This window comes from Xenophilus sp. Marseille-Q4582, from assembly GCF_916700565.1.
GTDB lineage: Bacteria > Pseudomonadota > Gammaproteobacteria > Burkholderiales > Burkholderiaceae_C > Xenophilus.
In genome coordinates this window covers 614,430-627,409 of the sequence record NZ_CAKAKO010000003.1, presented here as the reverse complement: position 1 = coordinate 627,409, position 12,980 = coordinate 614,430, and the positions used below count along the sequence as shown (strand labels likewise).

Below are 12,980 nucleotides of genomic sequence, written 5' to 3'. Positions count from 1 at the left end.
CCGCCCGATGCGACGTGGGCGCGGTGGCTGGCCCGTCATGCCAGTGCGCTGCGCTCATGGATGCCGACGAGGACGGCAATGCTGCCGTCCGCGCCATAGCGCTCATAGTCCGCGATGTAGGTCTTGGGCAGGTCGTGCGCGGCCCAAATCTGTCGCCAGGCCGCAGCCACCTGTTCGGGTTGCCCCTGCGCCACCGGAAACACCGCGCGGAGCGAAGCCGGCACCACCGCACGCACCATGCCGGCCGGAATCGGCGCATCGGCAGACACCGGCGCGCCGATGATCAGGGAGTAAAGCCCCTGGTTGTTGCAGCCCGCATGCTCGAAATGCGTGTAGACGGCCAGCAGGTCGGTGCCGATGCGCTGCGGAATGCGCTGCAGCGCGCCGGACTCGAAAAAATGCTGCCAGAAGGCGGGAATGGTCTGCGCGGCTTCCTCATTGCGCGTGCGCAATTCGATGCCGACGATGTGGATGGCCTGCGCCTGGAAGAGGATGTGCACGGGGGGCTGCGGTGTGGGGGCGATGCCTGCACTCTAGGTGCGCCGACCTGACGATTCTTGCGGACTTGATGGCCGTTGTGCAGGCCCCGGACCTTGCGGGAAGGTGCCGGGCGAACCGGGTGCCTTGTCGAGCGAGGCCGCTCTGCGGGGATCACGGTGCGGGACGTGATCCCCGAGGCGCACTCACAGCTTGAGCGACCAGGTTTCTCCCACCAGTTGCTGCCCGAAGCCTTCATAGGCCTCTGACTTGTCCAGTACGAAACCGCGCTTGGCATAGATGCCGCGCGCCGCTGTCAGGCAACTGTTGGTCCAGAGCACCATCTTGCGATAGCCCTTGGCACGCGCGAAGGCGAGGGCCTCGTCGGTCAGCCGGGCGCCCAGGCCCAGGCCGCGCGCCTGCGGTGCCAGGATCAGCATGCGCAACTGCGCCACGGTGGCCGACTTGCGCACCACGAAGATGGCGCCGACACGCTCGCCGTCGAGCTCGGCGATCCAGCATTTCTCCCAGGCGGCATCGAACTTGTTCACGAACTGGGCCGCGATGTCGGCCACCAGGGCCTCGAAGCGCAGGTCCCAGCCGTATTCGCGCGCATAGACCTCGCCATGCTGCTGCACCACCCAGCCCAGGTCGCCCGGCGCCGGGTCGCGCAGGACAGCGGTGCGCACGGGCGGCGCGGCGGCCGGGGCCGGTTCCAGCAGTGCTTCGATGCGCGCCATGGCCTGCACGGCCTCGGCGCGCCGGGCGGGCGCGAGCGGGGCCAGCAGCGCGGCCGCCTCCTCGCGCGATTTCTGCTGCAGGGGCGCGAAGGCGGCATGGCCGGCCTCGGTCAGTTGCAGCAGGCTCTGCCGCGCATCCTTGGGGTGCGGCGTGCGCGACAGCCAGCCCGCCTTCTCGTAGCGCTTGAGGATGCGGCTCAGGTAGCCGCCGTCCAGTCCCAGCTCGCGCTGCAACTGGGTGGCGCTCAGGCCCTCGCGGTGCGCCAACTCATAGAGGATGCGCACGTCGGTCAGCGACAGTTCGCTGCCCAGGTAGGGGGCCAGCACGCCGATACGGCGCGTGAAGAAGCGGTTGAAGCGGCGCACGGCCTTGACCTGGTCCACAGGGACGGCTGGCGCGACGGCGGCAGCGGATTCGGCATTCATGATGCCATTGTCAATGAAATTGGTTGACTGAGGCAAATTGTTGAACCCGGCATGCCGACGGCCTCCCGGCCCGCGCGCTGCGCGGCCATGCCCCCGAAGGTGCAGGAATGTGCCCCCTTCGCTAAAATCCCGGCCTTCTTTTGCGTTGCAGACAACCGGGCCACCCGCCGTCCGGACCGCGCCTGCCTAATCCGGTGCTTCGGCCCCGCCGCTCCCCTCCACGATGAACGCCCCCGTCGACGTCTCCTTTTTCGCGCGCGCCGCCAAGCCGATCACCAGCTACCGCAAGTTCTGGGCGCATCGCTTCGGCCCCGCGAAGTTCCTGCCGACCTCGCGCGAAGAAATGGCGCAGCTGGGCTGGGACAGCTGCGACGTGATCGTGGTGACGGGCGACGCCTACGTGGACCACCCGAGCTTCGGCATGGCGGTGATCGGCCGTGTGCTGGAAGCGCAGGGCTTTCGCGTCGGCATCATCGCCCAGCCCGACTGGCACAGCGCCGAGCCCTTCAAGGCGCTGGGCCGGCCCAACCTCTTCTGGGGCGTGACGGCCGGCAACATGGATTCGATGATCAACCGGTACACCGCCGACCGGAAGATCCGCAGCGATGACGCCTACACCCCCGGCGACGTGGGGGGCGCGCGGCCGGACCGTGCCGCCATCGTGTACTCGCAGCGCTGCCGCGAGGCGTACAACGACGTGCCGATCGTGCTCGGCGGCATCGAAGGCAGCCTGCGCCGCATCGCCCACTACGACTACTGGAGCGACAAGGTGCGCCGCTCCATCGTGGTCGACAGCAAATGCGACCTGCTGCTGTACGGCAACGCCGAGCGCGCCATCGTCGAGATCGCGCACCGCCTGGCGGCCAAGGAGCCGGTTGCGCAGATCACCGACGTGCGCGGCACCGCCTTCGTGCGACGCGAGACCGGTGACGGCTGGTTCGAGATCGACTCCACCACCGTGGACGCACCGGGCCGCGTGGAAGCGCACCCGAACCCGTACCTGATGGTGTCGGAGCAGGCCAAGGCCAATGGCGCCACCTGCGCGAAGGAAGACGAAGCGCAAGCTGTCGCGCTGAAGGCCGAAGCGGCTGGCTCGCCGGTGCTGGTGGGTGTGGGGGCCATGAAGCCCGCTGCGCCTGCCGCGGCCCCCGCGGCAGCACAGCCGATCAACTTCATCGCCAACCCGTCGGTGCGCCTGAAGCCGCCGCCGCGCGACAAGACTGTGATCCGCCTACCCAGCTACGAGCAGGTCAAGGCCGACCCGATCCTGTACGCGCACGCCAACCGCGTGCTGCACTTGGAAACCAACCCCGGAAATGCCCGCGCGCTGGTGCAGGCGCATGGCGAGGGCACGACCGCGCGCGACGTGTGGATCACGCCGCCGCCCATTCCGCTGACCACGGCCGAGATGGACTACGTGTTCGATCTGCCCTACGCGCGCAGCCCGCACCCGCGCTATGCCGATGAGCAGGGCAGCCACGAAGGCGCGACCAAGATCCCCGCGTGGGAAATGATCCGCTTCAGCGTGAACATCATGCGCGGCTGCTTCGGCGGCTGCACCTTCTGCTCGATCACCGAGCACGAGGGCCGCATCATCCAGAGCCGCAGCGAGGACTCGATCATCCGCGAGGTCGAGGAGATCCGCGACAAGGTCAAGGGCTTCACCGGCACCATCTCCGACCTGGGCGGCCCCACGGCCAACATGTACCGCCTGGGCTGTAAGTCGCCCGAGATCGAGGCCGCCTGCCGTAAGCCCAGTTGCGTGTACCCGGGCATCTGCCCGAACCTGCACACCGACCATTCGCCGCTGGTCCAGATCTACCGCCGCGCGCGCGGGCTCAAGGGCATCAAGAAGATCCTGATCGGCTCGGGCCTGCGCTACGACCTGGCCGTCAAGAGCCCCGAGTACGTGAAGGAGCTGGTGCAGCACCACGTGGGCGGCTACCTGAAGATCGCGCCCGAGCACACCGAGCAGGGGCCGCTGTCGAAGATGATGAAGCCGGGCATCGGCAGCTACGACCGCTTCAAGAGCCTGTTCGAGAAGTTCAGCGCCGAGGCGGGCAAGAAGCAGTACCTGATCCCGTACTTCATCGCGGCGCACCCGGGCACGCGCGACGAGGACATGATGAACCTCGCCGTCTGGCTCAAGAAGAACGGCTTTCGCGCCGACCAGGTGCAGACCTTCTACCCGAGCCCGATGGCCACCGCCACGGCGATGTACCACTCGGGCCGCAACCCGCTCACCAAGGTGCGGCGCGAGATGCGCGATGCGGCCGAGGAATCGGTGGACATCGTGCGCGGCGAGAAGCGCCGCCGCCTGCACAAGGCCTTCCTGCGCTACCACGACCCCAACAACTGGCCGCTGCTGCGCGAGGCGCTCAAGGCCATGGGCCGCGCCGACCTGATCGGCAACGGCAAGCAGCACCTGATCCCGACCTTCCAGCCGGTGACGGACGGGGGCTACCAGAGTGCGCGGCGCAAGAACTCCACGCCAGCGGGCAAGGCCGGCGGCGCGGCGCGCGCGGGCCAGTCGCAGAACGCGGCGGCCGCCCAGAAGCCGGCCAGGCCGATGAAGGGCCGGATGCTCACGCAGCACACCGGCCTGCCGCCGCGTGAGACCGGCGCGAAGCCCGGCTTGCGCAAGCCACGCTGAAGGCCGCGCACGGCATGCTTCAGCACTGAGAAGGTGTGAACGAACCCGGCATGCCCGCTCATTCCGCCAAAACACACCCGCTCTGCGTTGCAAATGCTCGCCATAGCCGGAGCTATGGCTGCGCTTTGCGCCTTGATCGGTCGCGTTTTCGCGGCCTGCTCGGCCACGCCGGATTCATTCACACCTTCTGACTACAGGTCGGGCGCGCCCGGGTCCTACGCCGGCGGCCGCGGCGCATGCGCGAACGTCACCCCATGGCCGGAAAGGTTCCGGCGCCAGGAGTGACCCATGCCCAGCGATTCCCCTTCTTCCTCGTCTTCGTCCTCCTTGCCGGCCGCTCGGTCCGCCGACTTCCAGGCCCACGCCCAGCGCGCCCGTGAGGTGGCGCAGCGCCAGCGCCAGCTGCAGCAGGGGCAGGACGCGGCCGATGCCCGGCCGTCCTCCGGCGCCAGCGGTGGCGGCAGCGAGTCTGGCCAGGCCGTGCAGGCCGGCCACCACGACCAGCCCGAGAACCCGCTGCCGGCCCAGCACCTGAAGAAGCCCGGCAGCGAAGCCGACCTGCAGCTCGCCCCGCGCTTCGCGGCGCAGGACTACCGCGGCAGCGGCAAGCTCGAAGGCCGCGTGGCCCTCATCACCGGCGGCGATTCGGGCATCGGCCGCTCGGTGGCCGTGCTCTTCGCGCGCGAAGGCGCCGACGTGGCGCTGACCTACCTCGACGAGGACGAGGATGCGCAGGAAACGAAGCGCTGCGTCGAGGCCGAGGGCCGCCGCTGCATCACGCTGTCCGGCGACGTGGGCGACCCCGGCTTCTGCCGCGACGCCGTGCAGCGCACGCGCGACGAACTGGGCGGCCTGCACATCCTCGTGAACAACGCCGCCTTCCAGCTGCATGCGCAGTCGATCGCCGATCTGGACGACGCGCGCTGGGACATGACGCTGCGCACCAACATCGGCGGCTATTTCCACATGGCCCGCGCGGCCGTGCCGCACCTGCCCGAGGGCGGCGCCATCATCAACACGGGCTCGGTGGTGGGGCTGCAGGGCAGCGCCGAGCTGCTGGACTACTCGGCCACCAAGGGCGCGATCCATGCCTTCACCAAGTCGCTGGCCAGCCAGCTGCTGGACAAGGGCATCCGCGTGAACGCGGTGGCGCCCGGCCCGGTGTGGACGCCGCTCAATCCCGCGGACCGGCCGGCCGACAAGATCGCCGAGTTCGGCAGCCAGACCGACCTGAAGCGCGCCGCGCAGCCCGAGGAGATCGCGCCGGCCTACGTGTTCCTGGCCTCGCCCTGCTGTTCCAGCTACATCACGGGCATCGTGCTGCCCATCACCGGCAGCGTGGGCGCAATCTAGGCTTGGCGCACCAGGCCGGCGGGACGCCCCGCGCCCGCTGCCCGTGCGTTCACGCGCACAGGCTCAGCAGCGCCAGCGCGGCGGCCGCGAGCGCCGGGTCCAGCCACAGTGGCAGCGCCGCGCCGCAGGCCAGCAGCAGGCCCGCGGCCGCCACCCAGTCGGCCCGCTTCATGCCCAGGCCTCGCGCGCCAGCCGGGGCAGGGGCCGCTCGTCGATGGGCCAGTGCAGGGCAGCGGCGAGCAGGCCCAGGCCGATGGCGCCGGCCCACACGGGGCCGTAGCTGCCGGTGGCCTCGAACACCGCCCCGCCCAGCCATACGCCCAGGAAACTGCCGAGCTGGTGGCCGAAGAACACGAAGCCGAACAGCGTGGCGAGGTAGCGCACGCCGAAGACCTGCGCCAGGAGCCCGTTGGTCAAAGGCACCGTGCCCAGCCACAGCGCACCCATGGCCAGCGCGAACAGGTACAGGCTGGCCGTGGAGAGCGGCAGCAGCAGGAACAGCGCCATCGCCGCGCTGCGCGCCAGGTAGACGCCGGCCAGCAGTTTCTTCTTGCTGTAGCGCGCGCCCAGCAGGCCGAAGGCATAGGTGCCCGCCACGTTGGCCAGCGCGATGAGGGCCAGCGCGGCCATGCCGTCGGACGCGCGCCAGCCACGGTCCAGCAGCCAGGCCGGCAGGTGGCTGGCGACGAAGGCCAGCTGGAAGCCGCAGGCCAGGAAGCCCAGGTTCAGCAGCCAGAAGCCGCGGTGCGCGAAGGCTTCATGCAATGCGGCGCGCAAGGCCTGGGGCGGGGCCGAGGCCGGCGCACCCGCGGGCGCGCCGGCCCTGCGGTCGTTCAGCGGCATGGCCAGCGGCAGCATCAGCGCCGCCACCCCCGCCAGCAAACCCAGCGCCGCCACCCAGCCCCATCCATCGATCAGCCCCTGCACACCGGGCACGAGCAGGAACTGACCCAGGCCGCCCACGGCCCCGGCCAGCCCCAACGCCCAGCCGCGGCGCTCGGCGGGCACCAGCCGGCCCAGCGCCGCGTAGACGACGGCGAAGGAGGTGCCCGACAGCGCGACGCCGATGCACAGGCCGCCGGCGATCACGAAGGCCGCCGGCGTGGCGGCCTGGCTCATGCCCAGCAGGCCCAGTGCATAGAGCACCAGGCCCGTGGCCACCACGCGCCGCGCGCCCCAGCGGTCGGCCACCATGCCCGCGAAAGGCTGCGCCAGGCCCCAGACCAGGTTCTGCACCGCCAGCGCGAAGGCGAAGCTCTCGCGCGACCAGCCGCGCTCCTGCGTCACGGGCAGCAGGAACAGGCCCTGCACATGGCGCGCGCCCAGCGCCAGGCCCATGACCAGGCCGCCGGCGAGCACCAGCACCCAGGCCTGGGTCCACCAGCGCGCGGGCGGTGCGGAACGGGGAAGGGCGGCGAAGGGCATGGGAAGGCTCCTGAGGAAAGGGCAAGCGATGCCGGCATTGGAGGCCGCGGTGCGGGCGCGCTCAAGCGATCTTTGCGCCGCGCTGCCATGCATGCGGCGCATGGCAAGGCCCGTGCGTGGCGCCGCCCGCGCGGCACAATGGCGCCGTGTCCCTGCCCCTGGTGCGCCTGTCCTCGCTCGACCCGCTGCGCGGCTTCGTCGCCGTGGGCCGGCGCATGAGCATCACGCTCGCGGCCGAGGAGCTGTGCCTCACGCAGTCGGCCGTGAGCCGCCAGATCCATGCGCTGGAGCAGCAGCTGGGCTGCAGGCTGTTCGTGCGCCAGCACCGCGGCGTGGCCTTCACGCCCGAGGGCGAGCGCCTGTTCCGCAGCGCCGACAGCGCGCTGCAGCAGCTGCAGGACGTGATGGGCGAGCTGCGCCGCAGCGAGGAGCGGCGACCCGTCACGCTGACGGCCAGCGTGGGCGTGGTGGGCCTGTGGCTGCTGCCACGCCTGCCCGCGTTGCAACGCCTGCATCCGCAGGTCGACCTGCGGCTGTCGGCCGGCAACCGGCTGGCCGACCTGCGCGCCGACGGCATCGACCTGGCGATGCGCTACTGCAGCGCCGCCGACGCGCCGGCCGATGCCGTGCACCTGTTCGGCGAGACGCTGGCGCCCGTGCTGCACCCGCGGCTGGCGCAGGAACTGGCGCACGAACCCGGGGCGCTGGCGCGCATGACGCTGCTGGAGCTGGACGACCCGCGGCCCTGGCTGCAGTGGCAGAGCTGGCGCGCCGCGATGCCGGCCCGCGCGGGCGGGGCGCGCACGCGGCCGACCATGCTGCGGCTCAACCAGTACGACCAGGTGATCCATGCGGCGCTGGCGGGGCAGGGCGTCGCCCTGGGCCGCCTGGAACTGCTGCAGCCCCTGCTGGCCAGCGGCCAGCTCGCCTGCCTGCCCGACGGGGTGCTCCGGGAGGCCGCGCCGCGGCCCAGCCCCTTCGGCTACTGGCTGCTGCAGGCCGAGCCCGCACCGCGCGAGGACGTGCGCCGCGTGGCGGCTTGGATCCAGGCCGAGGCGCGCGCGAGCCAGCCCGGCGCGCGGCCCGGCCCGGCCGCCGGCACCAGCGCATAGCGCGCGGTGTGGGGCCCCCACGCATGCACGAAGGCCCGGCCATTGGCCGGCATGCGGTGCTGCTCGCCGGGCTCCAGCAGGACGTCCGGGCTGGCGCCGGGCAGGGCCGGGCATTCCAGCGTCAGCCACAGCCGGCCCGCCACGCAGCGCACGGCCGTGCCGGCGCGCAGGTGCAGCGTGAGGCTGTGCGCGGGCGAGAGAAAGTGGGTGGGGTGCATGGCGGGCTCCTGCGAACGAGGTGCGGCCAGTGTGGGCGGCCGGTGGGGCGCCTGGCATGCAAAGGCGGCCCGCCACCCATGAGAAGCACGCATGCCCGCGCGCGGGCGCAGCGCTTACAGTGGGGCCAGCCCGCCCGCCCATGACCGCCGCTTCCGCCAGACGCCGCCCCGCGCCCCCGACGGCTGCGCCCCTCCCCGCATCGGCACGCGCCTGGTCGTCTGCCTGGGCCTGTCGCAGCTCGTGGGCTGGGGCTGCATGCATTACCTCATCGCGGTCTTCGGGCCGCTGATCGGCGCCGAGCTGGGCTAGAGCGCGGCGCATGTGCAGGCCGGCTTCTCGCTGGCGCTGCTGGCGATGGGGGCGAGCTCCGCTTTCGCGGGCCGGTGGATCGACCGGCGCGGCGGCCGCCCCGCGCTCATGACGGGCTGCGGCTGCGGCGCCGCCGGCTGCGCGCTGCTGGCCCTGAGCCATGCGAGCCCCGTCTATTTCGCCGGCTGGGTGCTGCTGGGCCTGGGCATGCGGCTGGCCCTGTACGACGCGGCCTTCGCGGCGCTGGCGCACCTGGGCGGCACGGCGGCCAAGCGCGCCATGTCGCAGATCACCTTGTTCGGCGGCCTGGCCTCCACGGTGTTCTGGCCCGTGGGCCAGGCGCTGGCCGATGCGCTGGGCTGGCGCGGCGCGCTGGGCGTGTACGCCGGGCTGTTGGTGCTGTGCGCGCTGCTGCACCTGGCCGTTCCGCGGCAGCGCCACGAGGCCGCCGCGCCCGGCGCGGGCCCTGCGGCGGCCGCAACGGCCGCGGCGCCGGTGGCACGCGCCACGCGGCTGGACACCTGGCTCTTCGGGCTCGTGGCCGTGCTGGTGCTGGTCATGCAGACGGGCGTGGCGGCGCACTTCCTGGCGCTGCTGCGCGGCCTGGGCTGGGACGCGCAGGCGGCGGTCACGCTGGCCACCCTGCTGGGCATCGGCCAGTTCACGGCCCGCGCCTGGGTGGTGGCCTGGGGCCACCGCTACGACGCGGTATGGCTCAACCTGCTGCCCTGCGCGCTGCTGGCCGCCTCCTATGGCCTGGCGCTGGCGGCCGGCGGCGCCTGGATCGGCGCTGCCGCCTTCGCCTTCTGCTACGGCGCGGGCAACGGCATGGCGACCATCACGCGCGGCGCCATGCCGCTGCTGCTGTTCGACACGGCGCACTACGGCCGCATCGTCGGCGGCCTCCTGCGGCCGGCCTTCGTGCTCTCGGCCGGGGCGCCGGTGGCCGTGGCGCTGGCGCTGCAGCACTGGGGGCAGGCGGGCACGCTGGCCGCCGGCCTCCTCACCAGTGCGCTGCTGCTGGCCGCGGCGCTGGGCCTGGCCTGGCGCCATGGCCGGCGGCAGCGGGCGGCCGCGCGGGTCGGCAGCGGCGCCTGAGGCCGGCCGGAGCTCCGGCGCGGTGGCGCGTCTTCTTCCGCGCCGCGCGGGCAGCGGCGCGCCCAGGCCCGGCCGGGCGCGGGTCTATTCCCGCCGGCGCGTGACCTTCACCACCACGTCCATGCCCGCATAGGCGTCGGCCTCGCCGAACCAGCTGCCGCTGATGGGCGGCGCCAGGGCCGGGTCGCGCGCCACGCCCACGCGGATCAGCCGCGCGCTGCCCATCAGGTTGTTGGTGGGATCGAAGGCCACCCAGCCCGCGCCGGGCAGGTAGGCCTGCAGCCAGGCATGCGTGGCGCCGGCGCCCACGGTGCTTTCGCCCGGCTCCTGCGCGTTTTCGTCCAGCGCGGCGTCGTACAGGTAGCCCGACACGAAGCGGGTGGCGATGCCCAGGCGGCGCGCCGCCTCCATCATGAGCAGGGCGTAGTCGCGGCAGCTGCCGCCGCCCAGGGCCAGGGTCTCCAGCGGCGTCTGGGTGCCTTCCTCGTCGCGCGCCTGGTACTTGAGGCTCTGGGCGATGTGCGCGTTCATGCGCGTGAGCGTCTCGCGCGTGCTGTTGGGTTCGCCGCTGTGCAGGAACTGGTGCGCCCAGCGGATCAGCGTGCCGTCGGCGTCCTCGTGGTGCGGGCGCAGGTAGTGCTCCAGGTCCAGCCGCTCCTGCACCGAATAGGCGAAAGGCAGGAACTCGGCCGCCGGGTCCAGCTGCAGCTGGTCTTCCAGGCCGGGCACGTACTCGATGGTGAAGGCGCACACGATGGTCAGCTCGGCCGCGGGCCCCTGCGGCTGCACCAGCGCGACGGAATTGGAATGCGGGTCCTGGATCAGCCGCACATGCGCCTGCGGGCTCACCTGCAGGTCGGTGGCCAGCACGCGCAGGTCGTGGCTGTCGCGCGGCCGGAACATGACCCGGTGCAGGCCGAAATTGACCGGCTCGTGGTAGCGGTAGGTGGTGGTGTGGAGGATGTCGTAGCGCGTGGTCATGGTCGGCCCGCCGGAAGGCAGCCGGATTGTGCGACGGATCCCTGGCCGGGCCGTCCGCCGCCGGCGCGCCGGGCCTGCGGCAAGGCTGGTTTCCCCTCGCATCGGCCGGGGCCGGGCTGGTCATAAGAAATGTCAATGAACAATTTCTTATTAAATGAGATGATTGGTCACATTCTGCCGGCTGGATCCATGGCGCTTCGTGGGCGGCCAGCGCCCCGCGGCCTGTCCCTTCCTTCCCCCATGCAAGCGCTGGATCCGAAATCCCTGAGCACGATGGCCGGCTTGATGGCTCTGGTGGTCGGCCTGCTGCTGCTCGGGCTGCGCCGTCCGCATGCGCAGCGCGTGCCCGGCCTGCGGCACTGGGGCATCGCGCTGCTGAGTTACGCGGCCGGCACGGCCTGCTACCTGCTGACCCATGCCTTCGCGCCGCGCCTGGCCACCCTGCCGGGCAACGCCCTGCTGCTCGTCGGCTTCGCGCTGCTGCTGCTGGGCAGCGAGCGCTTTCTGGGGCGGCCGGCGCGCTGGTGGCCGTGGATGCTGCTGTGCGGCGCCAGCCTCGCGCTCATCGCCTGGTTCTCCTTCGTGCGGCCGGACTACCGGGTGCGCATCGCGGCCTTCACCTGGACGCTCGCGCTCATCGGCGGGGCGCACCTGCAGTTGCTGCTGCGCCATGGCCAGGGCTGGGCCGCGCGCTTCACCGCGGGCGTGCTGCTGTGCCTGAGCGCGCTGATGGCGGCGCGCGGCACGGTCACGTGGTGGGTGGACCGGCCGGAAATGCACATCTACACGCCCTCGGCCGTGCAGGGCGCCTACCTGGCCACCTTCAGCGTCGCCGTGCTGCTGCTGGGCGTGGGCGTGCTGTTCATGGCCACCGAGCGCGTGCGCGCGGAATTCGAGTTCATCGCCTCGCACGATGGCCTGACGCAGACGCTGACGCGCCGCAGCTGGATGGCCGCCGCGCAGGCCGCGCTGGCGCGGCCGGGCGGCGCGGTCACGGCGGTGTTCATGCTGGACGTGGACGACTTCAAGAAGATCAACGACGAGCGCGGCCACCCGGCGGGCGACGAGGTGCTGGCCGCGCTGGCCGCCGTGCTGAAGCAGGCCCTGCCCGCCGACGGCGTGCTCGGCCGCTATGGCGGCGAGGAATTCGCCGTGCTGCTGACCGGCCCCAGCGCGCCGCATGCGCGCGCGGTGGCCGAAGGGCTGCGCCGGGCCGTGGCGGCGCACGGCGCCCTGCGCTGCACGGTCAGCATCGGGCTGGTGCGGGTCGCCCGCGGCCCGCATTCGCCCGATGCGCTGATCCGGCGCGCGGACGAGGCGCTCTACCAGGCCAAGCGGCAGGGCCGCAACCGGGTGGTCGAAGCGCCGTAGCCGGCAGGCGCGGGGGCACGGCAGGAGGGCGGCAGCCATGCGCCGCTTCCCTCGCGCCGGGCCCGGCGCTTCACGGCGAAGCGCCGGCGCCGCCGCGCCGTTGGGTCGCCAGCGTCATGAGCAAGGGACCGATGTCGTCCAGGAAGGCGATGTAGTCGGGGTCGTCCTGGAGGATCGCATGCATGGGCATCTGGGCGGACTGGGCTTCGCCCGGGCTTTGCACGATGCACACGCCGCCCTGCTTGTGGATCTCGGTCAGCCCGGCGGCGCCATCGCGGCCGGTGCCGCTCAGCACCACGCCCACGACGCGGTGCCGCAGGGCGTTCGCCGCGCTCGTGAACAGGGCGTCCGCGGGGGGCTGCGCGGGCGCGGGCTGCGCCGCGGCCGGCGCCACGCCGAGGCGGCCGGTGCCGCTGACGGTGAGCCGGTGGCCCGCCGGCGCCACATGCACCGTCCCGGCGGCCAGTTCGGCGCCGTCCTCGGCCATCCGCACGCGCAGCGCCGTCTGCTTGGCCAGCGCCGCGAGCGCGGAGGCCGGGCCGGGCTCCGGCGGCTCGATGACCACGGCCATCGCGGCCGGAAAGTGGGCCGGCAGCTGGCTCAGGATGCGCGTCAGCGCCTGCCAGCCGCCCACGGAGGCGGCGACGACGATGAGCTGGGGGATGGCTGTTTTCATGGGGGGCGACCTCCGCGCCAGGGCCGCTGCGCGATGCGCCCAGCGTGCGCGCATGCGGGGCGGGTGCAGGTCAGCCGGTCCCTACGCCCGCTGTCGGCGCGACCTGGCAGCGGAGCGCGGCGGGCCGCCTGGCAGGCACT

At 72.4% G+C, this 12,980-nt stretch carries 12 protein-coding genes and 1 pseudogene; 6 read left to right on the top strand and 7 right to left on the bottom strand.

Annotated elements, in window-relative coordinates:
• Positions 1-35: 35 nt before the first annotated feature.
• Together LG388_RS13470 and LG388_RS13465 are read right to left on the bottom strand one after the other, a co-directional pair.
• A complete protein-coding gene (locus LG388_RS13470; RefSeq protein WP_225783233.1) occupies positions 36-500 on the bottom strand; it encodes a GyrI-like domain-containing protein in 465 nt (154 codons plus the stop codon).
• A gap of 183 nt (positions 501-683) precedes the next feature.
• Positions 684-1,643, bottom strand: a complete 960-nt coding sequence (locus LG388_RS13465) for a bifunctional helix-turn-helix transcriptional regulator/GNAT family N-acetyltransferase (protein WP_225783232.1) — start codon at positions 1,641-1,643, stop codon at positions 684-686.
• A 223-nt stretch (positions 1,644-1,866) separates the two neighbouring features.
• Here LG388_RS13465 and LG388_RS13460 point away from each other — a divergent pair, with 223 nt between their 5' ends.
• Together LG388_RS13460 and LG388_RS13455 are read left to right on the top strand one after the other, a co-directional pair.
• On the top strand, positions 1,867-4,296 hold the full coding sequence (locus LG388_RS13460; protein ID WP_225783231.1) for a YgiQ family radical SAM protein: 2,430 nt from the start codon (positions 1,867-1,869) through the stop codon (positions 4,294-4,296).
• A gap of 288 nt (positions 4,297-4,584) precedes the next feature.
• Positions 4,585-5,649 carry an SDR family oxidoreductase gene (locus tag LG388_RS13455; RefSeq protein WP_225783230.1) on the top strand — a complete coding sequence of 355 codons (1,065 nt, stop codon included), beginning with the start codon at positions 4,585-4,587 and terminating at the stop codon, positions 5,647-5,649.
• Positions 5,650-5,698: 49 nt separating this feature from the next.
• Here LG388_RS13455 and LG388_RS26685 read toward each other — a convergent pair whose 3' ends face one another.
• Together LG388_RS26685 and LG388_RS13450 are read right to left on the bottom strand one after the other, a co-directional pair.
• Positions 5,699-5,821, bottom strand: coding sequence for a hypothetical protein (locus tag LG388_RS26685; RefSeq protein WP_255632171.1), 123 nt, complete (start codon positions 5,819-5,821; stop codon positions 5,699-5,701).
• Positions 5,818-7,074: an MFS transporter gene (locus tag LG388_RS13450; protein WP_225783229.1), complete on the bottom strand. Its 1,257-nt coding sequence runs from the start codon at positions 7,072-7,074 to the stop codon at positions 5,818-5,820. The genes LG388_RS26685 and LG388_RS13450 overlap by 4 nt, the downstream gene beginning before the upstream one ends.
• 146 nt (positions 7,075-7,220) lie before the next feature.
• Between LG388_RS13450 and LG388_RS13445 the strand changes: the two genes are divergently transcribed.
• On the top strand, positions 7,221-8,186 hold the full coding sequence (locus tag LG388_RS13445; protein WP_225783228.1) for a LysR family transcriptional regulator: 966 nt from the start codon (positions 7,221-7,223) through the stop codon (positions 8,184-8,186).
• 26 nt (positions 8,187-8,212) lie between these two features.
• Here the strand turns inward: LG388_RS13445 and LG388_RS13440 are convergent.
• A pseudogene (locus LG388_RS13440) lies at positions 8,213-8,404 on the bottom strand (DUF2917 domain-containing protein); the annotation flags it as partial.
• Positions 8,405-8,495: 91 nt separating this feature from the next.
• On the opposite strand from LG388_RS13440, the gene LG388_RS13435 reads away from it, so the two are divergent.
• Both LG388_RS13435 and LG388_RS13430 read left to right on the top strand, forming a co-directional pair.
• Entirely contained in the window at positions 8,496-8,714 is a 219-nt protein-coding gene (locus LG388_RS13435; RefSeq protein WP_225783227.1) for a hypothetical protein, read from the top strand.
• A gap of 12 nt (positions 8,715-8,726) precedes the next feature.
• A complete protein-coding gene (locus tag LG388_RS13430; RefSeq protein ID WP_225783226.1) occupies positions 8,727-9,812 on the top strand; it encodes an MFS transporter in 1,086 nt (361 codons plus the stop codon).
• A gap of 84 nt (positions 9,813-9,896) precedes the next feature.
• Here LG388_RS13430 and LG388_RS13425 read toward each other — a convergent pair whose 3' ends face one another.
• Entirely contained in the window at positions 9,897-10,793 is an 897-nt protein-coding gene (locus LG388_RS13425) for a transglutaminase family protein (RefSeq protein WP_225783225.1), read from the bottom strand.
• A gap of 240 nt (positions 10,794-11,033) precedes the next feature.
• Here LG388_RS13425 and LG388_RS13420 point away from each other — a divergent pair, with 240 nt between their 5' ends.
• Positions 11,034-12,164: a GGDEF domain-containing protein gene (locus LG388_RS13420; protein ID WP_225783224.1), complete on the top strand. Its 1,131-nt coding sequence runs from the start codon at positions 11,034-11,036 to the stop codon at positions 12,162-12,164.
• Positions 12,165-12,234: 70 nt separating this feature from the next.
• Here the strand turns inward: LG388_RS13420 and LG388_RS13415 are convergent, their stop codons facing one another.
• The gene (locus LG388_RS13415; protein WP_225783223.1) at positions 12,235-12,840 is read right to left on the bottom strand and encodes a chemotaxis protein CheB; all 606 of its coding nucleotides are present in this window, start codon (positions 12,838-12,840) and stop codon (positions 12,235-12,237) included.
• Between the last annotated feature and the right edge of the window lie 140 nt (positions 12,841-12,980).